25 protein-coding genes are annotated in these 24470 nt (G+C 71.7%); 12 read left to right on the plus strand and 13 right to left on the minus strand.

Annotated features, from left to right (window positions below; genetic code table 11):
• Positions 1-120: 120 nt before the first annotated feature.
• Positions 121-1467 carry a cytochrome P450 gene (locus AC5WRL_RS19065; RefSeq protein ID WP_496089801.1) on the plus strand — a complete coding sequence of 449 codons (1347 nt, stop codon included), beginning with the start codon at positions 121-123 and terminating at the stop codon, positions 1465-1467.
• 65 nt (positions 1468-1532) lie between these two features.
• Here the strand turns inward: AC5WRL_RS19065 and icmA are convergent, their stop codons facing one another.
• The 6 genes from icmA to murJ form a co-directional block, all read right to left on the minus strand.
• Positions 1533-3230, minus strand: a complete 1698-nt coding sequence (gene icmA, locus AC5WRL_RS19070; protein ID WP_496089802.1) for a coenzyme B12-dependent isobutyryl-CoA mutase large subunit — start codon at positions 3228-3230, stop codon at positions 1533-1535.
• Between the two features lie 81 nt (positions 3231-3311).
• Entirely contained in the window at positions 3312-3671 is a 360-nt protein-coding gene (locus AC5WRL_RS19075) for a DUF3817 domain-containing protein (protein ID WP_496089803.1), read from the minus strand.
• Between the two features lie 43 nt (positions 3672-3714).
• Positions 3715-4224: a MarR family winged helix-turn-helix transcriptional regulator gene (locus AC5WRL_RS19080; protein WP_496089804.1), complete on the minus strand. Its 510-nt coding sequence runs from the start codon at positions 4222-4224 to the stop codon at positions 3715-3717.
• 42 nt (positions 4225-4266) lie between these two features.
• Positions 4267-5148: a hypothetical protein gene (locus AC5WRL_RS19085; RefSeq protein WP_496089805.1), complete on the minus strand. Its 882-nt coding sequence runs from the start codon at positions 5146-5148 to the stop codon at positions 4267-4269.
• Entirely contained in the window at positions 5145-5708 is a 564-nt protein-coding gene (locus tag AC5WRL_RS19090; protein ID WP_496089806.1) for a SigE family RNA polymerase sigma factor, read from the minus strand. Before AC5WRL_RS19090 ends, AC5WRL_RS19085 begins: the two co-directional genes overlap by 4 nt.
• 508 nt (positions 5709-6216) lie before the next feature.
• Positions 6217-7917, minus strand: a complete 1701-nt coding sequence (murJ, locus tag AC5WRL_RS19095; protein WP_496089807.1) for a murein biosynthesis integral membrane protein MurJ — start codon at positions 7915-7917, stop codon at positions 6217-6219.
• A gap of 190 nt (positions 7918-8107) precedes the next feature.
• Here murJ and AC5WRL_RS19100 point away from each other — a divergent pair, with 190 nt between their 5' ends.
• Positions 8108-9316: a lipid II:glycine glycyltransferase FemX gene (locus AC5WRL_RS19100; protein ID WP_496089808.1), complete on the plus strand. Its 1209-nt coding sequence runs from the start codon at positions 8108-8110 to the stop codon at positions 9314-9316.
• 126 nt (positions 9317-9442) lie between these two features.
• Here the strand turns inward: AC5WRL_RS19100 and AC5WRL_RS19105 are convergent, their stop codons facing one another.
• Complete coding sequence (locus AC5WRL_RS19105; RefSeq protein WP_496089809.1) at positions 9443-9787, minus strand: DUF3817 domain-containing protein; 345 nt, start codon at positions 9785-9787, stop codon at positions 9443-9445.
• A 78-nt stretch (positions 9788-9865) separates the two neighbouring features.
• Here AC5WRL_RS19105 and AC5WRL_RS19110 point away from each other — a divergent pair, with 78 nt between their 5' ends.
• Entirely contained in the window at positions 9866-10345 is a 480-nt protein-coding gene (locus AC5WRL_RS19110) for a MarR family winged helix-turn-helix transcriptional regulator (RefSeq protein WP_496089810.1), read from the plus strand.
• Between the two features lie 62 nt (positions 10346-10407).
• Here the strand turns inward: AC5WRL_RS19110 and AC5WRL_RS19115 are convergent, their stop codons facing one another.
• Positions 10408-11883, minus strand: a complete 1476-nt coding sequence (locus AC5WRL_RS19115) for a sensor histidine kinase (protein WP_496089811.1) — start codon at positions 11881-11883, stop codon at positions 10408-10410.
• On the minus strand, positions 11876-12553 hold the full coding sequence (locus AC5WRL_RS19120; protein WP_496089812.1) for a response regulator transcription factor: 678 nt from the start codon (positions 12551-12553) through the stop codon (positions 11876-11878). Before AC5WRL_RS19120 ends, AC5WRL_RS19115 begins: the two co-directional genes overlap by 8 nt.
• 134 nt (positions 12554-12687) lie before the next feature.
• Here AC5WRL_RS19120 and AC5WRL_RS19125 point away from each other — a divergent pair, with 134 nt between their 5' ends.
• Positions 12688-13416, plus strand: coding sequence for a PepSY domain-containing protein (locus tag AC5WRL_RS19125; RefSeq protein WP_496089813.1), 729 nt, complete (start codon positions 12688-12690; stop codon positions 13414-13416).
• 86 nt (positions 13417-13502) lie between these two features.
• Here the strand turns inward: AC5WRL_RS19125 and AC5WRL_RS19130 are convergent, their stop codons facing one another.
• A complete protein-coding gene (locus AC5WRL_RS19130; RefSeq protein WP_496089814.1) occupies positions 13503-14387 on the minus strand; it encodes a nitroreductase/quinone reductase family protein in 885 nt (294 codons plus the stop codon).
• A 475-nt stretch (positions 14388-14862) separates the two neighbouring features.
• Between AC5WRL_RS19130 and AC5WRL_RS19135 the strand changes: the two genes are divergently transcribed.
• From AC5WRL_RS19135 to AC5WRL_RS19155, 5 genes are all read left to right on the plus strand, one after another.
• Complete coding sequence (locus AC5WRL_RS19135; RefSeq protein ID WP_496089815.1) at positions 14863-15204, plus strand: CU044_2847 family protein; 342 nt, start codon at positions 14863-14865, stop codon at positions 15202-15204.
• Positions 15201-19730 carry an nSTAND1 domain-containing NTPase gene (locus AC5WRL_RS19140; protein ID WP_496089816.1) on the plus strand — a complete coding sequence of 1510 codons (4530 nt, stop codon included), beginning with the start codon at positions 15201-15203 and terminating at the stop codon, positions 19728-19730. The genes AC5WRL_RS19135 and AC5WRL_RS19140 overlap by 4 nt, the downstream gene beginning before the upstream one ends.
• Positions 19731-19780: 50 nt before the next feature.
• Positions 19781-20146: a DUF6578 domain-containing protein gene (locus AC5WRL_RS19145; RefSeq protein ID WP_496089817.1), complete on the plus strand. Its 366-nt coding sequence runs from the start codon at positions 19781-19783 to the stop codon at positions 20144-20146.
• A gap of 104 nt (positions 20147-20250) precedes the next feature.
• Entirely contained in the window at positions 20251-20958 is a 708-nt protein-coding gene (locus tag AC5WRL_RS19150) for a B3/B4 domain-containing protein (RefSeq protein ID WP_496089818.1), read from the plus strand.
• Positions 20959-21000: 42 nt separating this feature from the next.
• Positions 21001-21468 carry an NUDIX hydrolase gene (locus tag AC5WRL_RS19155; RefSeq protein WP_496089819.1) on the plus strand — a complete coding sequence of 156 codons (468 nt, stop codon included), beginning with the start codon at positions 21001-21003 and terminating at the stop codon, positions 21466-21468.
• On the opposite strand, the gene AC5WRL_RS19160 is transcribed toward AC5WRL_RS19155, so the two are convergent.
• Entirely contained in the window at positions 21465-21860 is a 396-nt protein-coding gene (locus AC5WRL_RS19160; RefSeq protein ID WP_496089820.1) for a DUF7848 domain-containing protein, read from the minus strand. The two genes, AC5WRL_RS19155 and AC5WRL_RS19160, sit on opposite strands and share 4 nt — an antisense overlap.
• Entirely contained in the window at positions 21841-22308 is a 468-nt protein-coding gene (locus AC5WRL_RS19165) for an ATP-binding protein (protein WP_496089821.1), read from the minus strand. Before AC5WRL_RS19165 ends, AC5WRL_RS19160 begins: the two co-directional genes overlap by 20 nt.
• A 134-nt stretch (positions 22309-22442) precedes the next feature.
• Between AC5WRL_RS19165 and AC5WRL_RS19170 the strand changes: the two genes are divergently transcribed.
• Genes AC5WRL_RS19170 through AC5WRL_RS19180 form a run of 3 tightly spaced genes read left to right on the plus strand, consistent with a single transcriptional unit; the run spans position 22443 to position 23732 of the window.
• Positions 22443-23333: a helix-turn-helix domain-containing protein gene (locus AC5WRL_RS19170; protein WP_496089822.1), complete on the plus strand. Its 891-nt coding sequence runs from the start codon at positions 22443-22445 to the stop codon at positions 23331-23333.
• The gene (locus AC5WRL_RS19175) at positions 23330-23524 is read left to right on the plus strand and encodes a DUF397 domain-containing protein (RefSeq protein ID WP_496089823.1); all 195 of its coding nucleotides are present in this window, start codon (positions 23330-23332) and stop codon (positions 23522-23524) included. Before AC5WRL_RS19170 ends, AC5WRL_RS19175 begins: the two co-directional genes overlap by 4 nt.
• A gap of 19 nt (positions 23525-23543) precedes the next feature.
• Positions 23544-23732, plus strand: a complete 189-nt coding sequence (locus AC5WRL_RS19180) for a DUF397 domain-containing protein (RefSeq protein WP_496089824.1) — start codon at positions 23544-23546, stop codon at positions 23730-23732.
• Here AC5WRL_RS19180 and AC5WRL_RS19185 read toward each other — a convergent pair.
• Entirely contained in the window at positions 23720-24460 is a 741-nt protein-coding gene (locus AC5WRL_RS19185) for a hypothetical protein (protein ID WP_496089825.1), read from the minus strand. The genes AC5WRL_RS19180 and AC5WRL_RS19185 overlap by 13 nt on opposite strands.
• Positions 24461-24470: the final 10 nt, after the last annotated feature.

The following is a 24470-nucleotide window of genomic DNA, read 5'->3' on the forward strand; positions in this document are numbered from 1 at the left end:
ACGCGGCACGGCACGGCGCAGCGCGGGGGCGCGATCGGGTGCGCGCGCGCCATCGCCAGTGCTTCCGTGCGCGGGCGCGGCCGGGTGTGGGCGGCCTTCCGGTGGAGCAGGGGTGCATCCGTGACCGTTGTAACCTCACTCCCCCTCGCCCCGGGCGCCCTGCCGTTGCTCGGGCACGCCGTGCCCCTGGTGCGCCGTCCGCTGGACTTCGTCTCCTCGCTGCCCGACCACGGCGGCCTGGTCCGTATCCGGATGGGTACCCGCTCGGTGGTCATGGTCTGCGATCCCGGACTGACCCGGCAGGTCCTGCTGAACGACAGCGTCTTCGACAAGGGCGGACCGCTCTTCGAACGGGGCCGCGAGGTGGCCGGGAACAGCCTGCTCAGCTGCCCGCACGACATGCACCGCCGGCAGCGCCGGCTGTGCCAGCCCGCCTTCCACGCCGACCGCTTCCCCGGCTACAACGTGGCGTTCGCGGATCTCGCCGAGAACCTGGCCAAGTCCTGGCAGGACCGCCAGGTGGTGGACGTCACCGAGGCGCTGACCCGGCTGACGGCCGAGGTCGCGGTGGAGACGATGTTCGCCCGCTCACTGCCGTCCGCCGTCGCCTCGCAGATCCTCGACGACTTCATCATCCTCAGCGAGGGCATCTTCCGGCGGGCCGTCACCCCCGCCACCCTCAACCGGCTGCCGGTCCCCGCCAACCGCCGCTATCGGCGGGCGCTGCACCGGCTCAAGGCCACCGTCTTCGACATCATCGCCGCCCGCCGCTCCGCCACCACCGACCACGGCGATCTGCTGTCCTCCCTGGCCAACGCCGTGGACCCGGACAGCAAGGGCGGCGGCTACTCGCTGTCCGACGAGGAACTGGTCGACCAGGTGATCATCTTCCTGTACGCGGGCTCGGACACCACCGCCGCGACCGTGGCCTGGGCGCTGCATCTGCTCGCCCAGCGCACCGATCTGGACATCCTGCTGTACGAGGAGGGCCGCAAGGCCCTGCGTGACACCCCGCTGGTGCTGGTGGATCCGGGCGGCCTGGAGATGGCCAACCGGGTACTGGCCGAGACGCTGCGGATGTACCCGCCGGCCTGGCTGACCACCCGTACCGTGGCCAGCGACACCGAGCTGGGCGGGGTGGTGCTGCCGGCCGGCACCATCGTCGGCTACAGCCCGTATCTCATCCACCGGCTGCCGGACCTCTACAAGGAGCCGGACACCTTCGACCCGGACCGCTGGCTGTCGCCGCCGGCCGACCGCAGCGCGTACATCCCGTTCGGGGCGGGCGCCCGCAAATGCATCGGGGACCGGTTCGGGATGGCGCAGGCCGCGCTGATCCTCACCGCGATCATCTCCCGGTGGCGGCTGATCCCGGCCGGCGGGCGCCCGGTGCGGGCCGCCGCGAAGGTGACGCTCATGCCCAAGGGCCTGCACATGCGGGCGCTGGCCCGCGAACGCCCGTACTGACCCCGGCCGACCCGCGCCGACCCGTGCCGGCACCGAGCGGCACCGAGCGGCACCGAGCGGCGGGATCAGAAGCCGGGCGGCTCGGTGTAGACGCCCCACTCGTCCTTGAGCACACCGCAGATCTCGCCCAGGGTGGCCTCGGCGCGCACAGCGTCCAGCATCGGCTCGATCATGTTGCCCTCGGTCCTGGCCACCCGCACCAGCTCGGCCAGGGCGGCCCGTACCGCCGCGTCGTCGCGGGCGGCGCGGCGGGCCGCCAGGACCCGTACCTGCTCGTGCTCCACCTCGTGGCTCACCCGCAGGATCTCCAGCTCGCCGGTGACGGACCCGGTGTGGCAGTTGACGCCGACGATCCGCTTGTCGTTCTTCTCCAGGGCGCGCTGGTACTGGAAGGCCGCCTCCGCGATGTGCCCGGTGAACCAGCCGTCCTCGATGCCGCGCAGCAGCCCCGAGGTCATCGGCCCGATGGGGTGCTCGGCGCGCCCGGCGCCCAGTTCCCTGATCTGCTCGAAGATCTTCTCGGCGTCCGCCTCGATCCGGTCGGTGAGCTGCTCCACGTACCAGGAGCCGCCCAGCGGATCGGCGACGTTGGTGACACCGGTCTCCTCCATGAGCACCTGCTGGGTGCGCAGCGCGATCTCGGCGGCGCGCTCGCTGGGCAGTGCCAGGGTCTCGTCCAGGGCGTTGGTGTGCAGGGAGTTGGTGCCGGCCAGGATGGCGGACAGTGCCTCGACGGCGGTGCGCACCACGTTGTTGTACGGCTGCTGGGCGGTGAGCGAGACCCCGGCGGTCTGGGTATGGAAGCGCAGCCACAGCGCCTTCTCGCTGGTGGCGCCGTACACCTCGCGCATCCAGCGGGCCCAGATCCGGCGGGCGGCGCGGAACTTGGCGATCTCCTCGAAGAAGTCGAGGTGGGCGTCGAAGAAGAAGGAGAGCCCGGAGGAGAAGGTGTTGATGTCCAGGCCGCGGCTGAGGCCCAGCTCGACGTAGCCGAAGCCGTCGGCGAGGGTGTACGCCAGCTCCTGCGCCGCCGTGGCCCCGGCCTCGCGGATGTGGTAGCCGGAGACGGACAGCGGCTTGTAGGCGGGGATGGCGGCGGTGCAGTGCTCCATCAGGTCGCCGATGAGCCGCAGGTGCGGCTCGGGCTGGAAGAGCCATTCCTTCTGGGCGATGTACTCCTTGAAGATGTCGGTCTGGAGGGTGCCGTTGAGGATGGCCGGGTCCACGCCCTGGCGCTCGGCGGCCACGATGTACATGCAGAAGATGGGGACGGCCGGTCCCGAGATGGTCATGGAGGTGGTGACCTCGCCGAGCGGGATGTCCCGGAAGAGGATCTCCATGTCGGCGGCGGAGTCGATGGCCACCCCGCAGTGGCCGACCTCGCCGAGCGAGCGCGGATCGTCGGAGTCGCGGCCCATGAGGGTGGGCATGTCGAACGCCACCGAGAGCCCGCCGCCGCCGGCGGCCAGAATCATCCGGTAGCGCTCATTGGTCTGCTCGGCGTTGCCGAAGCCGGCGAACTGGCGGATGGTCCAGGTGCGGCCCCGGTACCCGGTGGGGTGCAGCCCGCGGGTGTACGGGTACTCACCGGGCCAGCCGATCCGCTCGAATCCCTCGTAGGTGTCACCCGGACGGGGCCCGTAGACCGGGTCGACGGGGTCACCGGAGAGGGTGGTGAAGTCGGCGTCCCGCTTGCGCGCGGCGTCGTACCGGGCCTGCCAGCGGAGGCGGCCGGCGGCGATGGCATCGGCGTTGGTACCCATGACGCCAATTTACTTGGACGTCCTAGTAAATGTCGAGCGAAGTGCGCCGGTGGCTGCCGCGGGCAGGCACCGGCGCGGGCGTCAGACCTTGCTGAGCGAGGTGGACGCGTCCTGCGCGTCGTCGTCCTCGCCGTCCGCCGCGATCAGCGGCCTGACCTCGGCCACCACCCGCGGCTCCACGAAGAACGCGGCGAACGGGATGCTCCCGGAGACCAGGATCCACAGCAGCTTGCCGAACGGCCAGCGGGCCTTCTGCCCCAGGTCGAAGGCGAACACCAGATAGACCATGTACAGCAGGCCGTGGATCTGGGACACCACGAAGGTGACGTCGTGCCCCATCTTGAATCCGTACTTGAAGACCATGCAGGTGCTCAGCACCAGCAGCATCACAGCGGTGACATAAGCCATGACCCGGTAGCGGGTCAGCACGCTCTGCTTCATGCGGCGCAGCCTATCGGGTCATTCCGGGCGGCCTGCGGCCGGGTCACTCCGCCGCGAAGTCGCCGGACGCCACCCGCAGCGGGCGCAGCATGGCGAAGATCTCCGCGCACTCCTCGGTGTCGTACGCGCCCAGGCCGAAGTCCATCGCCATCAGATCCCGGGTGGCGTCGTCGCACACCTCGCGGCCCCTGCCGGTGATCGAGGCGAGGGTGCCGCGCCCGTCGTTCGGGTTGGGCCGCTTGGTGACCAGGCCGGAGCGCACCAGCCGGTCGATGGTGTTGGTGACCGAGGTCGGGTGCACCATCAGCCGTTCGCCGATCTTGGACATCGGCAGTTCGCCGGCCTTGCTGAACGTCAGCAGCACCAGCGCCTCGTAGCGGGCGAAGGTCAGCCCGTACGGTTTGACGACGGCGTCGACCTCGGCGAGCAGGATCTGCTGGGCGCGCATGATCGAGGTGATCGCGGTCATGGCGGGGGCGGGGCCCCATCGGCGCTTCCACAGTTCGTCAGCGCGGGCGATGGGATCGAACGGCAGGCTGAGCGGCTTCGGCACAGCAAGACCCTACCCGCTGGTCACATCCGGCGCGGTGGCGTCTCAGCCCTTGGCCGGACAACTCCAGCCGTCATCCGGCACACCGAGTTCGCCCGCCATCAGCACCGCCATGCAGGTGTAGGTACTCTCGTCCGGGCCCAGAGGCCAGTCGGTCGCCCAGGGGCCGGCCGGGTCCTCCACGTGATAGGCGGTCTCGGAATCCCGTTCGAGGAGGGTGCGCTGCACCGCGACCTGGTTGCCGCGCTGGGCGATCAGAGTGGTCGCCTCCAGGCCGGACGCGGTCTCCAGGCGCTGCCAGGCCAGCCAGACCACGGAGCCGTCCGCGAGATCGATCTGGCTGTCCTCGCCGGTCTCGCCGGACGCGATCAGCCCGCACCGCTTCGGGTCCCCCTGCAACCGCATGAGCGCCCGCCGCGCCGTCAACTGGTCGGCGAAGGCCATCGCCTCGTAGGAGGCCCACGCGCCGCCCCGGAGTTCACGGTAGAAGTCCGCGCGGTGGGCATCCGCGCCCAACGCCTCGGCGGTCAGCGGCCAGCCGCACTCCGGATCGTCGGTGAACTCCGACAGCCGCTTCTCCACGGCCCGGGGCGGTTCGGCCGCCTCCCACTTCCAGCCGCGCCAGGTGCCCAGCAGGGCCTTGGGCGGCATCTCCGGGAGATCCGCCGAAGAGGGGTCGTCCCGGTCGTCCGGCGGGGCGGGCTGGGCGACGGACGGGGGCGGGTCGTCGTGCCAGGGCGCATGCTGCCAGCCGCCGACGCCGAGCGCGGCCAGCAGGGCGACCGACAGGGTCACCCCGGCCGTGCGGCGGCGGGCCCGGCGGCGGGCGCCGCGCCGCCGCACCATCGCCGGGTCCGGCAGGGCGACGCCGGGGGCGAGGTCATCCCGCAGGGCGCGGAGTCCTTCGTCGAGGCCGTCGTCACTCATGCTGACGGGAGTCCCTTCCGGTTCCGGTGATGGGGGGTACGGCGCGGGGCCGGCGTCCCGGCCGAGGGTCTGTCGGTGGGGCCGCCGTCCATCCGGACGGCGAGCGCCTTGCGGGCCCGGCTGAGCCGGGTGCGGATGGCCATGTCGGTGGCACCCATCTCCCGGGCCACCTGTGCCACGGGCAGGTCCAGCAGGTGATGCAGCACGACGGCGGTGCGCTGATCGGCGGGGAGCGCCCGTACCGCCTCGATCAGCGCCACCCGGTCCGGCGCGAGCGCCGGCACGTCGGGCGGCGGGCCGTGCCGGAACTGGGCCCGCAGCCGGTTGCGGGCCTTGCGCCAGGTGCTGACGGCCAGCCGCAGCGCGACCGTACGGATCCAGGGCGCCGGGTCCCCCTCGGCGCACAGCTTGTCCCACCGCAGCCAGGCGCGCGCGTACGCCTCCTGCACGGCGTCCTCGGCGTCGGCGAGATTTCCGGTCACCGCGTACACGGCGGAGGTCAACCGCGCGGCGGTCGCGGTGTAGAAGGCGTCGAACGCCTCATGATCCCCGCCGCTCACCGGCCGCCTCCCGCCCCGGCTCGCGCCGGAGCGGCACCGGCGCGTCGGGATGCGCGTACGCCGGGCGGCCGGAGGGCCAGGACCCCGGTCGCCCCGGCGCCGGGCGAAGCCGTGGCGCCCCGCCCGGTCAACCGCCGTCCCCCGGCACCCGGCACCGGCACCGGCACCGGCACCGGCGAGCCACCGTCACCGCCCGCCTCGGACCGCCGCCGCCCCGGACCGCCGAAGGGCGGCGCGGCGGCGCAGCCGGCCGGCCGTGGCCGGCCACCGCCGCCGAAGGGCGGCGCGGCGGCGTCGGTCCGTCGCCGCCCCGCCGCGCTCGGACCTCGCCCGGAACGGCCGCCGAGGGACCCGCCCGGCCCCGGCAGGGTCACGCCTCGCGAAACCGGACCACCGCCACCCCGCGCACCCGCCGCACCCGCCGGGTCCGTGGCGCCCCGCCACCGCCGGCCCGTCGCGCGTCCACGGAGTCGGTCCCCGGCCGCCGAACCCCCTGCGGGGCGGCTCATCAGTGGGCTCCCTTGCCGCCGCCTCGGCGGCCCAGCACGGCGCGGGCCCGTGCCGTCAGCGTCGCCACCTCCGTGATCCGCAGCGGGCGGGCCAGCAGCAGGACGGAGGCGGCCAGGGCCAGGGCGCCGGTGAGGAGGCCGGCCGCGTTGGCCGCCAGGCCGAAGCCCAGCCGGTCCGTGAACAGCAGGCCCAGGCCGTACGCCGCCGCCGCGCCCGGGGCGGCGGCCAGCACCAGCCGCAGCTGGGTGCCGGACGTGGCGGGCCAGCGGCCGATGCGCCGCGACAGCACCCGTACCGTGCACAGCAGTCCCACCGTGCAGGCCAGCGCGTACCCGGCCGCCATGCCGGCCACCGCCCACCGGGCGGGCAGCAGCAGATAGCTGGCCACCGCCGCTCCGGCGTTGATCGACGCGATGACCACGTTCAGAAAGAAGGGGGTACGGGTGTCACTGAGCGCGTAGAAGCCGCGCGCCAGCAGGTACTGCCCGGCGAAGGCGGGCAGCCCCGGGGCGAAGGCGATCAGGATCCAGGCCAGCGCCCGGACGTCCGCCTCGCTCGTCTGCCCGTGTCCGAAGACCACACCCATCAGCTGCGGGGCCAGCGCGACGAACCCCAGCACCGCCGGGATGATCACCACCGCGTTGCCGCGCAGCCCGCGCGCGATGTCCCGTCCCACCGCCGCCAGGTCCCCGTCCGCCGCCTTGGCGCTCATCCTCGGCAGCATGGCGGTGACCAGCGAGACGGTGATGATGCCCTGCGGCACCACCCACAGCAGATAGGCGTTGGTGTACGCGGTGAAGCCGACGCCCTCGGCGATGCCCTCGGCCGCCGCCCGTACCCCCGCCGAGGTGGACAGCCGGGTGACCACCCAGTACGCGGCCTGGTTCACCAGCACCAGCAGCACCGTCCAGATCGCCGCCCGGAACGGGGTGCCGAGCCCGGAGTCGCGCCAGTCGAAGCGGGGCCGCCACCGGAAGCCGGCCGCGCGCAGCGCCGGCAGCAGCGCGAGCACCTGCACCGCGATCCCGGCGGTGGAGCCGAGCCCGAGCAGCATCGACTGCCCGTCCGTGATCGCGCCCGCGTCGGTGACCTGGCCGGCGATGGCGATGTAGAGGCCGAAGACGCCGATCACCACAAGGTTGTTGAGCACCGGCGACCAGGTCATCGCCCCGAACCGGCCGCGCGCCGTGAGCACCTGCCCCAGCAGCGTGAACAGTCCGTAGCACAGCACCTGCGGCAGGCAGTAGCGGGCGAGCGCCACGGTCAGATCGCGCTGCGCGCCGGTGAAGCCGGGGGCGTACGCGGTGACCAGCCACGGCGCGGCGAGCACGGCGGCGGCGGTGAGGAGGAGCAGGGCGAGGACGCAGGCGGTGAGCAGCCGGTCGGTGTACGCGGCGCCGCCGTCGTGGTGTTCCTTGGCGGCGCGCACCAGCTGCGGCACGAAGACGGCGTTGAGGGCGCCGCCGATGAGCAGGAAGTACAGGATGTTGGGAACGGTGTTGGCGACATTGAACGCGTCGCCGAGCAGTGTGGTGCCGAGCGCCGCGACCACGATGGCGCTGCGGACGAAGCCGGTGGCCCGGGAGACCAGGGAGCCGCCGGCGGAGATGGCGCTGTCCCGGGCGAGCGAGCTCTTCGGCTGTCGCGGTGTGGCGGCGGCCTCGCCGCTCGTACTCGTGGCTCTTGTTTCCACGGTCACCGTGGTCGGCCCCCTCAACTGATGCTCAGAGCACAGGATTGTGCCCGATGCGATGAGCATCAGAACACTCAAACCTCTGTCGGAAAAATCTCTGTCACATCCCCCCTCCCCCGGACGTGACACCGGATGAGTGGGCGGAGCGCATCCGGTGCGCCCCGCCATCCGTGAAGGGGATGACCCAATGGCGATCATGACCGCGACGCCCCGGCCCGAGCACCGGCACACGCCGCATCCCGGCGCCGCCACGCTGCGGGTACGGCCGCTGTCCGCCGACGACCACCTGGCCTTTCTGCGGGGGCGCCGGGCGCTGACCGACTCCGGGCGCGGCGGCCAGGTGAGTTTCTTGCAGACCCCGGCCTGGGCGCTGGTCAAGGACGGCTGGCGGGCGGAGTCCCTGGGCTGGTTCGACGAGCTCGAACATCTGGTCGGCGCCGCCCTGGTGCTCTACCGGGAGGCCCCGGGCGTCCGCCGGTCCTTCGCCTATCTGCCCGAGGGCCCGGTCATCGACTGGGCCACCCCCGATCTGCCGGGCTGGCTCGATCCGCTCATGGCGCACCTGGACCGGGCCGGGGCGTTCGCCGTACGGATGGGCCCGCCGCTGGCGTACCGGCGGTGGCACGCCCGTACCCTCAAGGACGCCACCGGGCCCGGCCGCCGGGTGTTCGATGTGCTGCCGGACCGGGTGGAGCCGGTGGGGGCCGTGGTCGCCGACCGGCTGCGGGCGGCCGGCTGGGAGCGCTGCGACCCCGAGCAGGGCGGCGACGCCCAGCCGCGCCTGGTCTTCGAGGTGCCGCTGGCCGGCCGCGATCTGGAGGCGGTGTGGCGCGGCCTCAACCAGGAGTGGCGGCGCAACATCAAGAAGGCCGCCACCATGGACGTACTGACAGAGGTGGCCGGCCCGTCCGAACTGCCGGTCTTCCACGAACTGCTGGGGATCACCGAACGCCGCGACGGATTCCGGCTCGGGCGGTCCCTGGCCTACTACCAGCGCCAGTACGCCGTACTCGACGCCCAGCAGCCGGGGTACGGGATGCGGCTGTACACGGCGCGCTACGCGGGGGAGGTGCTGGCCGCCCACACGATGCTGTGCTCGGCGGACATGGCCCGCGTCTGGTACCAGTCCGGCGCCTCGGCCGACCATCTGCGGCACGTACGCCCCAGCAACGCGCTCCAGTGGCAGATGATCCGCGACGCGCACGGGATGGGCGCATCGGCGTACGACATGCGGGGCGTGCCGGAGACCCTCGACCCGGAGGTGCGGGCGTTCGGGCTGCTGCGCTGGAAGCTGGGCACGGGCGGCGACACGGTGGAGATGCTGGGTGAGTGGGAGCGACCGCTGCCGGGCGCGGTGAACCGGTCGCTCCACAAGGCGATGCGCAGCTATCTCGCCCGGCGCTGACGCGTGGTGCGCCGGGCGGTACGTGGGCCGCGGCCGGGGTGCTCCGGGGAATCCCCTGCGGGGTTCCCCGCGGGGTTCCCCGCCGGGGACTTGGCGGGGTCCTTCGAATGGGCGAAATCCGGCCGGTCAGGCGTTGACGACGCCCTCACGGCGGGCGCGCAGCGCGATCAGCGCGTCCTCCTGGGTACGGCGCAGGCTGCGCTCGGCGAAGAACCCGCCCAGCGGGACCACCGACATCGCGAAGTACCAGGCGGCGGTCTTGAGCGGCCACTTCGCACGGTTCCAGGCATCCGCCCAGAACAGGACATAGCCGATGAAGAGGATGCCGTGCACCATGCCCATCACGGGCACGGCGTCGAAGTCGGTGGTGCGCTTGAGCACGGAGCACACGAGCAGCACCAGGAAGGAGATCGCCTCTGGGGCGGACACCAGCCGGAGCCGTCGCAGGGCGGAGACGGTCTTGAGGTCCATGCACGGAATTCTCGCAGCCGCCCTGACGATCATTCCGGGCGGGGGCGGGGTGGGGAGGCGCGGCTATTGTTCGGGCTTATGGACACCGACACCGGCAACAGCTGGCTGACCGGGGTGGAGCAGCGCGTGTGGCGCACCCATCTCGATGTCAGCAAGCTGCTCATGTACCAGCTGGAGCGGGATCTCCAGCCGTTCGGCCTCACCATGAACGACTACGAGATCCTGGTGAACCTTTCCGAGTCCGACGAGCGCCGGATGCGGATGAGCGATCTCGCCGCGGCCACCCTCCAGTCCAAGAGCAGACTCTCGCATCAGATCACCCGGATGGAGAAGGCGCAGCTGGTGCGCAGAGAGCACTGCGACTCGGACAAGCGCGGTCTGTTCGCGGTGCTGACCGATCATGGCTGGGACACGATGCGCAAGGTCGCCCCGCACCACGTGGCCTCGGTACGGCGGCACTTCGTCGATCTGCTGCCGCCGGAGTCGCTGGACGAGCTGTACCAGGCGCTCGCCCCCGTCGCGCGGCACCTGCACAGCGAGCGCGCCGGGCGGGCCTGACCTCTCCCCTCCCCGTCTCTCCTCCTTCTCCCTTCTCCCTTCTCCCTTCTTCTCGTCTCGGATCAGGGACGGACCGGCGCCACCGGCAGCACCAGCCGGAAGCGGGCGCCACCCTCCGGGGCGTCCTGGACGGTGAGCGTCCCGTGGTGGCGCAGCACCACGTCGCGGGCGATGGCGAGACCGAGGCCGGCGCCGCCGGCGTCCCTGCTGCGGGCGTCGTCGAGCCGCACAAACCGTTCGAAGATCCGCTGCCGCTGATCGGGCGGCACCCCCGTCCCGTCGTCGGCGACATCCAGGACGGCCTGCCCGTCCGCCGCACGCAGGGATACCCGTACCCTCCGCACCGCATGCCGCACCGCGTTGTCGAACAGATTGCCGACCGCCCGGCTCAGCTGCGCCCGCGAGCCCTCCACCGTGACCTCGGCCAGTTCGGTGTCCACCCGCAGCCCGGCCCCCGCCAGCAGCGCGGAGCGCGCCGCCAGCTCCTCCCGTACCAGGGCCGCCAGCTCCACCCGGCGGCCCGAGAGCGGCTGCTCGCCCGCGTCGAGGCGGGCCAGCAGCAGCAGATCGGCGGCCAGATGCTGGAGCCGGATGGTGTCGTGGACGGCGCCGGACAGATCCAGCAGATCCGGGTGCGCCTGCCCCACCTCCAGCTGGGTACGGAGCGAGGCGATCGGGCTGCGCAGCTCGTGCGAGGCGTCCGCGACAAACCGCCGCTGCCGCTCCCCCGACGCTTCCAGCGCGGCCAGCGTCTCGTTGGTGGTGACCGCCAGCCGCCCCACCTCGTCGCGGGTGGCCGGCTCGGGCACTCGGCGGGAGAGATCGGTGGAGTGGGTGATGGCCGCCATCTCGCGGCGGATCCCCTCCACCGGGCGCAGCGCGCGGCGGGTCACCAGCCAGGTGACGGCGGCGACGATGAGCAGCAGGGCGGGAATCCCGATGATCATGGAGGTACGGACGCTGTTGACGGCGGTCTGCTCGACGTCGAGCGGGGCGCCGGCGTACACGGTCAGTTCGGCGTCGGCGGGGGTGGTGACCTCCAGGACGGCGAACCGGTAGTCGTTCGCCTTCCCGTTGATCACGGCGCTGCCGGTCACGGTGCGGATGTCGTTGTCCACCTCGCCCGGGCCCAGTTCGGCGTCGTCCTGGGACTCGTCGTCGAAGTCGTCGTCGAAGTCGAAGTCGAGGCCGAAGGCGTCGCCGGGGAAGCCGGCGCCCGAGCCGGCCGGGGCGCCCAGCGGGGTCACCTCGTCGCTGCCGGTGCCCCGGATCTCCTGGAGGCCGGGGCTGACCGCCAGCACCCGGTGCTCGCCGTCCAGGACCTGCACCGGCAGCGCCGCGTCCAGGTCCAGGTCGTGCAGATCGGTGCCGGTGGCCAGTTCGGACGCCACCTCGCGGCCGGTCAGCTCGGCCTGGAGCCGTACCTGGTCCGACAGGTGCGCGCGCAGCAGCATGAGCATGGCGAGCCCGGCGGCGACCAGCGCGACCGCCACCACCACGGTGGCCCCGGTGGCGGCCTTGGCCCGGACGCTAGCCACGGGGATCGGCCGCCAGCCGGTAGCCGGCGCCCCGTACCGTGTGGATCAGACCGGAGCCCAGCTTGCGGCGCAGGGCGCTGATGTGGACCTCGACGACGTTGGGGTCGCCGTCGTAGGCGAAGTCCCAGCCGTGTTCAAGGATCTCCGGCTTGGAGACCACCTCGCCGGCACGGGACGCCAGATGCTCCAGCACGGCGAACTCCTTCGCGGTCAGCGCCACCTCCGTACCGGCCCTGCTCACCTGACGCTTCACCCGGTCGACCACCAGGTCACCGACGCGCAGCGCGGGGGCCGCCCCGGCGCCGCCCGCCGCGCGGCGGCGCAGCAGGGCGCGGACCCGGGCGACGAGCACGACGTACGAGAAGGGCTTGGTGAGGTAGTCGTCGGCCCCGGTGTCCAGGCCCTCCGCCTCGTCGTACTCGCCGTCCTTGGCGGTCAGCATCAGGATCGGCGTCTCGTCGCCGGCGGCGCGCAGGGCGGCGCACACCCGGTAGCCGTTGAGGCCGGGCAGCATGATGTCGAGGATGATCAGGTCGTAGTCGCTCTCGGTGGCCCGGTGCAGCCCGTCGATGCCGGTGTGCACGACGTCCACGGCGAAGCCCTCGGCCGTCAGGCCCTGGGCGAGGGAGCGGGCCAGCCGCGTCTCGTCCTCCACAATCAGCAGGCGCATGGGGGACAGCTTCGCAAATCATTCCTGAAGAAGGCTTCAGGTGGCTTCAGCTCCGCTTCAGCGTCGGTCGGCCAGTGTTCGAGGCGTTGCCGCACGGCGACCCCTACGGGACGACTACCGGGGAGGACCCCCTCATGAAGCACAAGCGCAAGGTCATCATCGCCACCGTCGCCGCCGGTGCGATCATCGGCGGCGGCAGCGTGGTGGGTGCGACGCTGGCCAGCGCCAACAGCGGCGGCGGGCAGCCGACGGCGCCGACGACGTCGTCGGACGCCGCGCCGGCGCCGGCGGGTTCGCCCTCGGACGCGGCGTACGAGACGGCCGTGGCCACCGCGCTGGCGGACACCCCCGGCACGGTCACCCAGCTGGAGCTGGACACCCCGGACGGCGACGGGGCCGGCGAGCCGGCCGTCTGGGACGTCGAGATCCTCGGCAGCGACGGCACCTGGTACGAGCTGGAGGTGAGCGAGGACGGCGGCACGGTGGTCAGCAGCAAGCAGACCGATCCCGAGGACACCAAGCCGGCCGCCGACCAGCTCGACATTCTCCGCGCGATCAGCGCGGCCAAGGACAACACGGCGGGCACCCTCCAGGAGGCCGAGATCGACGACGACGGCCAGTGGAAGGTCGAGATCCTCGGCGACGACGGCGCCGAGCACGATCTGAAGGTCGACGCGGCGGGCACGGTCACGGACGTCACCTCGCAGGACCAGGCCGATGAGGGCGACGACGGCGACCAGGCGGATGGTCAGGACGAGGCCGATGACCAGGAGACCGACGACGACGGTGCCGGCCAGGACCAGCAGGGCCAGCACGGTCAGCGGGGCGACCACGAGGACCACGAGGACGGCGACGACGACTGATCGGCCGCCGACCCCTTGAACCGGCGGGCGCTTCCGGTGCGGACTCCGCACCGGAAGCGCCCGTCCCACGTGCGTGCGCCCGAGTGCTACCTGGGCGGGAACGGCATCGTGGCCAGCACCGGGGAGAGCGTCGCCTCCTCATGGTCCAGATGCGCGATCAGCTCGTCCGTCATCCGGGCCAGCTCCGCCCGGAACCGCTCCGGGTCGGCCTCCCCGACCCCGCCCAGCAGATCGAGCAGCTCCCCCTTGATGCGGCTGACGGTGACGTGCTCGGCCCGCATCCGGGCGATGGCCTCCCGCAGCTCGGGGTGGTGCTGGTCCAGCATCGGGAACATCCCGGCGTCCTCGCTGCGGTGATGAAATTCCAGGGATTCGCAGAAGGCGAGGCAGTGCTGCCGGATCTGCATGCCCAGACCCGGTACGGAGCGGGTGGGGTGGGCGTCGCGGTCCGCGAAGTACGCGTCGGCCTCCGCCCGTACCGCGCGCAGCTGGGCGCGCAGCCAGGCGTGGATCTCCAGCAGCTTGGCGGCGAAGTCGGTGACGGCCGCCGGCAGCTCGGCGGGGTCGGGCTCGGACCGCTCCAGGACGACGACCGGGAGCGTACGGGAGGTCTTGGTCTGATAGTCGGCGTATCCGGGGGCCGCCCGTACCACTTCGGCGAAGAGCCGGTCACGCCGCTCGCCCTCGGCGGGCACGGCGATGGCGTGGAAGGTGTCGGTGCCGATCTCCACCCGCACCATCGGGTGCGCGAGGAGGTTGTGGTACCAGGCGGGATGCCGGTCGGCGCCGCCGGCGGACCCGACGATCAGCAGGTGGCCGGCGTGCCGGACGTAGCCCAGCGGGGCGGTGTGCTCCTGCCCGGACTTGGCGCCGTTGGTGGTCAGCAGCAGCAGATCGCCGCCCTCGAAGGGGCCGCCGACCTGGCCGCCGTTGGCGCGGAACTCATCGATGACGGACTGGTTGAAGGACATGGGTGTGGGTGTCTCCGGGAAGGTGAGAACGCGCGAAGGCGCGCGGAACGCACGCGTGCGGGCGTGCGGCCATGGCGGCACGACGCGGCGTGAGGAAAGGGGCGCGGCAAGGCGCGCGAGAAGAAATGCGAGGGGGACTGCGCGTGGGAGCGGGGCTGAATCAGCCGCTCAGGACGCTCAGATGACCCAGGGCGCTGAGTGAGTACTCATGGCGGAAGCCCTTCTACTCCTGTGCTCGCCCGGCTACCGGCCTGCCCACTGCTCTCTGGCCGGCGCCACGTGGCACACGGCCATTACAAGCGGCGTGCTCGGCCACTGTCAAACGGACGGAAATCACCGGTGAGGACCGGGCCATGGGATGGCGTGCAGATGTGAGGGAGAGTCTGGGGAACCGTGTACACACCGAGCGGGTCGGGCATATCCCTGCGGGGTGGAGAAGTAGGGAATAGGGGAAGAGGGGGGATATCGCATGCCCATGATCGAGTTACCGCTGACCGATGACGGCACCGAGCACGTCCTGGTGCACATCCGGGAGACGGCGCCCGGCGCGGAACAGGGCGTGGTGCCGGTCGGCAGGACCGGCGAGCCGCCGGTCGGCCGGGCCGCCCGCTCGCTGGGCGCGATGCTGGGCGTGGTGCGCCCCGTCGCGGAGTCGTTCGTGGCGCGGTTCTCCGACATGGAGCACCCGCCGGAGGAGATCAGCCTCGGCTTCGGCATCTCGCTGACGGCGGAGGCGGACATCCTGATCGCCACCGCCTCGGGCGAGGCCAACTTCGCCGTCACCCTGACCTGGCGGCCCCAGCCCGTTCAGCGGTGACCGCGCTCGAACCCGCGCCGCTGGCCGGCGGCATTCTGCGGGTGCTGCGCACCGACGGCGCGGTGGTGGGCGCCGCGTTCCTGGTGTCCGAACGGCTCGCCGTGACCTGCGCGCATGTGATCGGTACGAGCGAGTACGTGGGCCCGGGTACCCGGGTCATGGTGGATGTCGGGGCCGTCGACGGCCCCGGGCCCTTCCCCGCGACCGTGCGGGAGTGGCACCCCGCGGCGGATGTCGCCGTCCTGGAAGTGGCGGCGCCGCTGCCCGGCACCCGGCCGGTGCCGCTGGTGGAGACCGGCGACCGGCTGTGGGGGCACCGGGCCAGGACGCTCGGCTTTCCCCGCAGTCACGATCAGGGGGTGTGGCACTCGGCGGTGCTGCGGCAGCAACAGGGCAACGGCTGGCTCCAGTTCGAGCAGGCCGCCGATGGCCGGTACGCCGTCCGCCGGGGGTTCAGCGGCGCTCCGGTGTGGGACGACGAACTGGCCGCCGTGGTGGGTATGGTGGTCGCCGCCGACCTCGGCCATCCGGTGGCGTTCCTGATCCCCACCGACCGGCTGGTCGCCGCCGCCCCCTCGTTGCGGGCGGTCGTCGGCCTGCCGTCCCCGTTCCCCGGCCTGGAGCCGTACCAGGAGAGCGACGCACCGGCGTTCTTCGGCAGGGAACGGGAGAGCGAACGGATCACCCGCCTGGTACTCGATCATCCGCTGGTGGCGGTACTCGGGGCCTCCGGGTGCGGCAAGTCCTCGGTGGTACGGGCCGGGGTGGTACCCCGGCTGCGCCGGGCGGGGATGGCCACCTGCGTGGTGCCGCGCACCCGCGATCTGCTCGGGGCGCTGGCGGCCGGGCTGACGTCCCTCATCCGCCCGGGGTTGGAGGGGCACGCGCAGCGCACCGAGATCCGTTCGACGCGGCGTGAACTGGCCGAGGGCCGGCTGCCCGACCTGGTCGACCAGATCCGCGTCACCTGCGAGGCCGACGGACTGGTCATCGTGGTCGATCAGCTGGAGGAGTTGCTGACCCGCCCCGACGCGGAGGCACCGCTGGCCCTGCTGTTCGGAAGCAGACCGCCGGATGGACTGCGGATCCTGTCGACGCTGCGGGTGGACTTCCTGCCGCAGGTCGAGGAGCAGCAGTCGCTGCGGCGGGCGGTGCAGGGCGCCACGTTCGTGTTGCCGCAGATGACAGAGGGTCAGATCCGCGAGGCGGTGACGGGACCGGTCGCCCGGGTGCCGGCCGTCTCGTACCAGGACGGGCTCGTCGACCGGATCGTCGCGGACGTGGGGAACGCGGCGGGGGTGCTGCCGCTGCTCGGGTTCACCCTCGATCAGCTCTGGCGTGACCAGCGGGCCGGGCTGCTGACCCAGGAGGCGTACACCCGGCTGGGCGGCGTCCACGGCGCGCTGGCGCAGCGGGCGGAGCGCACCTGGCTGCGGTACACCTCCTCCGACCGCACGGAAAAGGGCACGGGGGCGGGTACGGCGACCGGGGTCGGGGTCGGGGTCGGCACGGACGACCGTACGGACGGGGCCGCCGCACAGCGGCTCCGTTGGCTGCTGACCCGGCTGATCCGGCTGCCGCCCGGCACCCACACCCCCGTCCGCCGCACCGTGCGCCGCACCGAACTGCCCGACGGCGCGTGGGAAGCGGCGCGCGCCCTCGCCGACCAGCGGCTGCTGGTGATCGCCCCGCCCTCGACGGAGGAGGAAGTGCGGTACGGGGAGAGCGTCGAGCTGGCGCACGAGGCGCTGATCACCGTCTGGCCGAGGCTGCGCCGCTGGACGGAGGAGGACCGGGACTTCCTCGCCTGGTACGAGCGGCTGCGTCTTGACCGGCTGCGCTGGGAGGCGGCCGGGGAACCGGGTGATCTGCTGCCCGGCGACACGGACCTGGCGGCGGCGGAGCCGTGGCTGACCGGCCGCCGTGACGACATCGACCCGGTGGACGCCCACTTCATCGACGAGGGCCGGGCCCGGCGACGGCGTCAGCGGCGCGTACGGCGCGGGGTGGCCGGCACGCTGGGCACCATGCTCGCTCTCGCGGCCGTTCTCGGATCGCTCTTCGCCTACCAGACACACGTCAGTGCCGATCGCCGGGCCGAGTCCGACTCCCGCGCCATGGCGGCGGCGTCGGCCAGGGCGCTGCCGAACGACCCGGCGCTCGCGGCGGTGTACGCCCTCGCGGCACACGAGCGGTCGCCGACCGATGAGGCGCGGAACGCGCTGCTGGAGACGTACGCCGCCTACGCGACCACCGAGGTGGTGATGTCCGGTGCCCGGGGCGGGGTTCAGCGGGTCGCCACCAGCGACAACGGGCGGGTGATCCTGGTCAGCGGCAGGGAGGGGCAGGTCACGCTGTTCGTGCGGGACGGGGCCGGTCAGCTGTATCGCGAACCGCTGCCGTTCGGCGACGACTACGCCATCTACCCGTTCGTGTCACCCGACGGAGGGCGCGTGGGCTGGGTGAGCTTGTCCGGCGTCCTCGTCTGGTACCAGCTGGGCCCTCCCGGGACGCGGGGGTCGGAGGCGGGCCCGCGACGGGGAGAAGCGCACACCATAGCCGGAGAGAAGTTCGGCATGGACGAGTCCGGCCTGACCCGCGAGCAGCGGTTGATCGCCGTCTCCCCGGACGGCGACCGGGTCGTGGCGGCCTCCACCGGCAATCAGCTGTTCCGGTGGGACCTGGACGCGGGCACCGCGGGACCGACCGTCACGCTCCCGGACTCGTACCTCATCCGGCAGGTGTGGTTCGGCAGGAGCGCGGAGACCGTACTGGTGGAGGCGTCCAACGACGTGTTGAACATCCATCTCGACTCGGGTGAGATCACGACCGTGGTCGTCGAGAACATGACGGGCGCCGCCGTCTCCGGAGACGGGAGGACGGTCGCCTTCTGCGACGGGGCGTCCACGCTGCACGTGGTCCACGCCGGTGAGGAAACACAGACCTCCCTCCCCGACACGTGCTATTCGCAAGCGCCCGCACTGGACCACTCCGGCCGCTACGTATCGAATGGTGCCGTCACGCCCCTCGTGTTCGAACTGACCGAGGACGGGGAGGCCACCCCGCTCGCGCCGGCACCGGGGAACATGCTCACCGAGGATTTCGGGCACCTGGTGCACCGCTCGATCCTCCGCGACGGGGACCGGTACTTCCTGCTCGTCGCCAGCGACGAGACCGTCGCCCTGATAGAGCAGTCAGTGGTACGCGAGCCCATCCACGGGGCGATGGGACTTCTCGGGAACGGCGACCGGCTGATCTCCTACAGCGAAGGCTTCATCGGTGACCCCTCCCTCGAAGACCGCCCCTCCTACGTGATGCTGCACGATGTCAGCGACGTCTCCACGGAGTACGAGGAGTTGGCGAGGGTGGAGCGGCTGGGGGCCACCTTCGTCCCGGAGTTCGACGACCTCGTGATCACCAACGGGGCGGACGAACTGATGGCCGACCTGATGACCGCGGAGGGCCGGATCGTGATCCGGGACACCGGAACCCTCCAGGAGGTGGCGGAACTCCAGGTGGCCGCGCCACCGGCGGAGCCCCATCCGAACACCGGTCCCGACATCACCTACTTCTTCCAGGGCGGGGACCGGCTGATCACCCTCTCGCACACCGTCGTCGAGCGGTGGGACGCGCGCACCGGGCGGCGCATCGACCGCCTCGACCTCGCCGATCTCGGGATGCTCAGCGACGATCCGCTGATGGCGCAGCTCTTACGGATCACCGGCCATCCCACAGAGGGCCATGTCGCCGTCACCAACGGCGGTCCGGAGATGCGCGTGGTGGACCTGTCCGCCGGGCGGGAAGTCGCGGAGCTGCGCGTCGACACGGGAGCACGGATCAACACCGCCGCCTTCAACAACCTCCATGACGACCGGCTGCTGATCGTCGTGCGGCCCGGCACGGCCTGGGAGCAGTGGCTGGTTCCGGAGCCGGGAAGCGGGGAAACGGCGCGGCGGCTCACCGGCCCCACCGAGCTGTGCGGCAGTTGCCGACACCGCTTCGTGATCTCTCCCGCCTCCCGTCCGGACGGCCGGTTCCAGCTGGCCGCTGCCGACCAGGTGGGGATCTACGACCACGATTCCGCCGTCCCGGTCGAGCGCTGGGACCTGGGCCGGGGCGGGGATTTCCTGGCGACCTCGACCGACGGCGACACCCTGCTGTACAGCCCGTGGAAGGAATCCTCCTCGGCCTGGTCGGCCGAGGGAGTCGTGATCATCATCCGGCTGGACGACATCGCCACGCTGCGGGAGGAGGCATGCCGCATCAGTGGCTGGCTCACCCGCACCAATGGCGAAGAGCTGGCGCGGACGACGGAGCGCCCTGTGGCGGATTTGTGTGGCCCTCCGCCGGGCAGGCCCGGGGAGGAGGGGCCCGGGGAGGAGGGGCCCGGGGAGGAGGGGCCCGGGGAACGGGGGTCCCGGGAGGACCACGGGGGTGAGGAGGCGCCGTCGCCCCAGCCTCCCGTGATCCCGGCGGCCGTGTCGCGCGAGGGCCCGGACGTACGGGGCGTGCGAGGGACGTCGTGACCCCGCCCGCCAGGGCCCGGTCGGCCCAGCCACGGTGGCACTCTGGTGACATGGGGACAACGGTCACGGTGTGGATCAAGGACTGGCAGATGGAGTGCTGCGGGGAGCCGTTCGAGCCCGGGGCGGTGGTGTCCTGGCCGACGCGGCGTGGTGGCACCGAGACGGTGGTGACCGTCCTTGGCCCGGAGGTCGCGGGCCGGGTCGATGGCTCGGCGGGGTGGCACGGTGACCACGGCCCGGAGACGGTGTCGGGAAGGGTCATCGCGATCGACGCGGTGCACTGCCGCTTCGATCCCGAGCCGGTGCCGGGTTCGGGCGCGCGCGTCCCGGTCGCCTCGGCGGACCGCCGCTCGCCCGAGCACGACGGGGGGCTGTTCTTCACCGGATATCTCGTCCAACTCGACGTGGCGCCCTGAGCACACCCGCCCCACCCGGGGTGGGCCGCCCGTTCTGTGGTTCACTGGAGTGCACCATTCGGTCGCTTTCGCTGAACCAACGTCGGAACGGAGCTTGCCCACCCATGCCCACCTTCCACCTCACCCCCGCCGTCGCGGCGGCTTTCCCCGGCACGCTCATCGCCCTGGTCACCGCCTCCGGCCTGCGCGGCCGTGAGCCGTGGCCCGCCACCGACGACGCCGTCACCGAACTGGAGCGGCAACTCGCCGACGGCAGCTGGCACCCCGCCGACGAGGCCGACCCGCGCATCGAGGCATGGCACACCGCGTACCGCGCCTTCGGCACCAACCCGCGCCGTATCCGCCCCAGCGTCGACGCGCTCGGCCGCCGCCTCGCCAAGAAGGGCGCGCTGCCGCGCATCAACCCGGCCGTCGACTCCTACAACGCCGCCTCCGTACGGCACGGCCTGCCCGCCGGAGCGTTCGACCTGGACCAGGTCAGCGGCGATGTGCACATCCGGTACGCGGACGGCACCGAGTCCTTCACGCCGCTCGGCGAGCCCGACACCACCGAGACCCCCAAGCCGGGCGAGATCATCTACACCGACGCCACCGATGTACTGACCCGGCACTGGAACCACCGCGACGCCCACCGCACCCGGGTCACCGAGGACTCCACGCATGTCGCGTTCCTCCTGGAAACCCTGCACGCCGACCGCGACGGCGCGCTCGTCAAGCAGGCGGCGGAGGAACTGATCACCCTGCTCACCCCGCACGCCGACGGGACCACGATCCACTGGCTCAGCCCCACCCAGCCGGCGATCACCGTCTGACCGTCTTGAACGGCGTTCCGCGCGGGGCGTACCGTCGGACCGGTGCACAGCAACCACCGGCCCGCCGCCCGGATCGTCTGTCTGGACGCCGCCCAACGCCTGCTCCTGCTGCGCTGGCGCGATCCGTACGACGGGACATGGCTCTGGGAGCCGCCCGGTGGCGGCATCGAGCCGGGTGAGACGCCGCTGGAGGCGGCGCGGCGCGAACTGGCCGAGGAAACCGGCCTCGACCCCGCCGCCGTGCTCGACCGGTCCGTGCCGGTCGACCGCGACTTCCGGTGGAACGGTGAGCGGTACATCGCAACCGAGCGCTTCTTCCTCGCGCGATTCGCCGACGAGCGACCCCCGCTCGTACGGACCGGCCTGCTGCCCGACGAACAGGCCAGCCTGGACACCCACGCGTGGGTCACACGGCCGGACCTGGACTCGCTGCCGGACCCGGTCGAGCCACCGCGACTGGCGGCCGTGCTCCGCGCCCTGGCGCCGGCCGGTCCATGGCGTGAGCGCTAGGTGCGGGTCACCCGTTCGTGCAGCGCGGTCACGCAGTCCTGACAGCCGAAGAGATGCGCGAACCGGCCGGCGACCCGAGCCGACCCGATCCAGTTGACCGCCACCCCCGAGTGGTCGCACAGCGCGCACTCACCGGTCCGGTACCAGCCGTCCCCCTGCACGGTGGCGATCTCGATCCCCAGCGTCACCGCCTGACGCTCCGTGCGCCAGGGCCGGGTCAGGATCTCGGTGAACTGCCGATGCCCCGGATTGCGCGCCGCATGGTCGAGCTGCCAGTCCTGTACGTGCCCGAAGTCCACGCTGGCGCCCGACTTCTTGCGGCACAGATCGCACCGCATCCGGTGCGACATCGGCGCTGCGTCGGCCCGGCGGTCACGCCGGCTGAACCACATGCCCACTGCCCTCCTCCTCCTTGAGATCGAACTCGGCCCACACCGTCTTGCCGACCAGCAGGGGCAGGACACCCCACCGCGCGGCCAGCGCCCCGATCAGCAACAGCCCCCGCCCGCAGGTCGATTCGCCGACCACGGGCCGCTGTACGGGTACCCGCTCCCCCAGCGCATCGGTGACCTCCACCCGCAACACGGCGGGCAGCAGCATCAGATGAACCCGGAAGCAGCGGCCGGGCACCCGGCCGTGCAGTAGGGCGTTGCTCGCCATCTCGCAGACGACGAGCGCGGCATCCCCGGCCAGCCGGGGACACCCCCACTCCCCCACGAGCCGCGCGGCCCGCCGCCGGGCGAGCCGGACGCTGCCGGGAACGGGCGTGTAGTCAAGGCGGTCCTGACGGAGCACCAGGGGCGGATCAGGCGGTGGGGGGAGGGGGACGGCGGCAGCCATGGACGATCACACCTTCCACGAGAGTGAGCGGTCAATGACTGACGGCATGGCCTAGAACTTCGAGAGAGCAATCCATTCAGGGAAGATATTCCTGAAAGAGTGAATCCGGTCGACCTGGAGCCACGGAAAGAGGTATGACTGTCACTGTGAGTTCACCGGTAACGAAGTCCAACCAGACCTCAACTGTCTTGGGTCGCAAGCTCGGTGCCGAACTGCTGCGATTGCGGGTCGCCGCCGGCTTCAAGCAGCAGCAGGCCACCGATGTGCTGAGCGCGACGCCGACCAAGCTCGTCAAGATAGAGCGCGGCTGGGTTCCGGTGCGTGACCCGGACATCAAGGCCCTGTACGAGTTCTACGGCTGCACCGACCCCGAGGCGCTTCAAGCGCTGCTGCGACTGGCCCGCTTGGACCGGGAGCGTCGCAAGGCGAAGGGCTGGTGGCAGCACTACTCACCCGCCGGCAGCATGGCCGAGTACATTTCCATGGAGGACGTGGCGACCCGGGTCCAAAACTGGCAACTGTCGCTGGTACCCGGGCTGCTGCAAACCGCCGAATACTCCCGGGCCCTCGCCGTGGGGGAAGGCAGCTGGGACAACCCGGATGAGATCGAACCCATCGTCGAAGTACGCCAGATGCGTCAGCAGCGCCTCCACGCCGCCCAGCCGCTGCATCTCTATGCCATCGTGTGGGAAGGCGCCCTGAGACAGCAGATCGGCGGGCAGTCCGTGATGCGCAAGCAGCTGAACCACTTGATCGACATGGCCCAACTGCCCAACGTCAACTTGCAGGTGCTCCCCTTCCGGGCGGGTTCGCATGCCTGCATCGGAGGCACATTCAACATCATCTCCTTCGCGGAGTCCGACGCCATGGACGTCGTCCACTCGGACACCATCGGCTCTACCGTGTGGGTGGAGAATGAGGCTGACAGTGCCCTCTACCGGCTTGCTTTCGCTTCCACCGCCAGGGCCAGCCTCGCTCAGCACGACTCGATCGCGCTGATCGACACCATCCGAAAGGAAATGTGACCGTGGTGGCGTTCCGGTTCATCAAGTCCAGCTACAGCACCACCAACGGCGAGTGCGTCGAGGTCGCGACGAACATACACACCACGGTGGCCATAAGAGACTCCAAGAACCCCACCGGCCCCCGGCTCCACCTCCCCCCCACTGCCTGGACCGCCTTCATGACCTCCAGCGCGATTGAAGCCCGCCGCTGACAGACAAGGAGAACGCCCTATGCATGAGTTCGTCTTCCGCAAGTCCAGCTACAGCACCACCCACGGCAACTGCGTGGAGGTCGCGACGAACATACGGACCACGGTGGCCGTACGCGACTCCAAGAATCCCACCGGTCCCCGGCTCCACCTCCCCCCGGCGGCCTGGGCCGCCTTCGTCGCTTCGGCTGGGGCTCGTCAGCAGACGTGACCGGTCATGGCCGTCCCCCATCGCATTCCTGCGGCGAGGTGGTCCAGGTAGCCCGCGTCGCTGACCGTCACCATGATCCGTGCGTAGGGCAGTTCGGCGAAGGGGTGGTCGGCCAGCAGGTCCCACGTCGCGCGTTCGTACAGGTCGGCGGGGCCGTCCCACTCCTGCGGGTCCCAGGACCCCTCGGGGTCCGCCGACGCGGCGACCTCGCTGCGTAGCGGGACGTTCCCGTACCGGCTGATGTCGTACGCGGTCACGACGGCGGCGGCGCGGCGGGTGAACTCCTCCTGATCGCCGGAGGTCCGGACGAAGTGGGTAACGCCGTCGCTTCCGCCGGCCCCGCTCAGCCGGTACACCTCTGCCGCCGCGCGCCGGGGTTCGAGCACGGTGCGGCCGTCCGCCGCCAGGAGGTACCCCTCTTCGGTGACGGGTATGACCTTGCCGAGGATGAGGTCGAAGAGCTGCGAGAGCTCCTCCCGCAGCCGCATGCCCGTCACGATCTCCTTGGCCCGCTCCGCCGTGAAGGGGTACCGTTCGCCGCCGCGTTCCTCGGTGCCCAGGGTGTAGACGTACCCCTGGTCCATGTTGGACCAGGCGTCCGCCAGGAGCGACAGCGGAAAGGCGGCCTCCTCGGGCACGTACGGGGCGTCGGGGTTGACGAGGTGGATCCTCGCCCGGAGGGTCGGGCCCTCGACGGAGTCGATGGATACCTTGTAGATCGTGGTCATACGGAACGGC

It is taken from the genome of Streptomyces sp. NTD107 (assembly GCF_059510435.1).

Bases quoted from the DNA above. Each gene is read 5' to 3' on its own strand.
- icmA (WP_496089802.1), bottom strand. From the start codon at position 3,230: ATGGGTACCAACGCCGATGCCATCGCCGCCGGCCGCCTCCGCTGGCAG.
- AC5WRL_RS19075 (WP_496089803.1), bottom strand. From the start codon at position 3,671: ATGAAGCAGAGCGTGCTGACCCGCTACCGGGTCATGGCTTATGTCACC.
- AC5WRL_RS19085 (WP_496089805.1), bottom strand. From the start codon at position 5,148: ATGAGTGACGACGGCCTCGACGAAGGACTCCGCGCCCTGCGGGATGAC.
- AC5WRL_RS19100 (WP_496089808.1), top strand. From the start codon at position 8,108: ATGACCGCGACGCCCCGGCCCGAGCACCGGCACACGCCGCATCCCGGC.
- AC5WRL_RS19105 (WP_496089809.1), bottom strand. From the start codon at position 9,787: ATGGACCTCAAGACCGTCTCCGCCCTGCGACGGCTCCGGCTGGTGTCC.
- AC5WRL_RS19110 (WP_496089810.1), top strand. From the start codon at position 9,866: ATGGACACCGACACCGGCAACAGCTGGCTGACCGGGGTGGAGCAGCGC.
- AC5WRL_RS19120 (WP_496089812.1), bottom strand. From the start codon at position 12,553: ATGCGCCTGCTGATTGTGGAGGACGAGACGCGGCTGGCCCGCTCCCTC.
- AC5WRL_RS19125 (WP_496089813.1), top strand. From the start codon at position 12,688: ATGAAGCACAAGCGCAAGGTCATCATCGCCACCGTCGCCGCCGGTGCG.
- AC5WRL_RS19130 (WP_496089814.1), bottom strand. From the start codon at position 14,387: ATGTCCTTCAACCAGTCCGTCATCGATGAGTTCCGCGCCAACGGCGGC.
- AC5WRL_RS19135 (WP_496089815.1), top strand. From the start codon at position 14,863: ATGATCGAGTTACCGCTGACCGATGACGGCACCGAGCACGTCCTGGTG.
- AC5WRL_RS19145 (WP_496089817.1), top strand. From the start codon at position 19,781: ATGGGGACAACGGTCACGGTGTGGATCAAGGACTGGCAGATGGAGTGC.
- AC5WRL_RS19150 (WP_496089818.1), top strand. From the start codon at position 20,251: ATGCCCACCTTCCACCTCACCCCCGCCGTCGCGGCGGCTTTCCCCGGC.
- AC5WRL_RS19160 (WP_496089820.1), bottom strand. From the start codon at position 21,860: ATGTGGTTCAGCCGGCGTGACCGCCGGGCCGACGCAGCGCCGATGTCG.
- AC5WRL_RS19165 (WP_496089821.1), bottom strand. From the start codon at position 22,308: ATGGCTGCCGCCGTCCCCCTCCCCCCACCGCCTGATCCGCCCCTGGTG.
- AC5WRL_RS19170 (WP_496089822.1), top strand. From the start codon at position 22,443: ATGACTGTCACTGTGAGTTCACCGGTAACGAAGTCCAACCAGACCTCA.
- AC5WRL_RS19180 (WP_496089824.1), top strand. From the start codon at position 23,544: ATGCATGAGTTCGTCTTCCGCAAGTCCAGCTACAGCACCACCCACGGC.
- AC5WRL_RS19185 (WP_496089825.1), bottom strand. From the start codon at position 24,460: ATGACCACGATCTACAAGGTATCCATCGACTCCGTCGAGGGCCCGACC.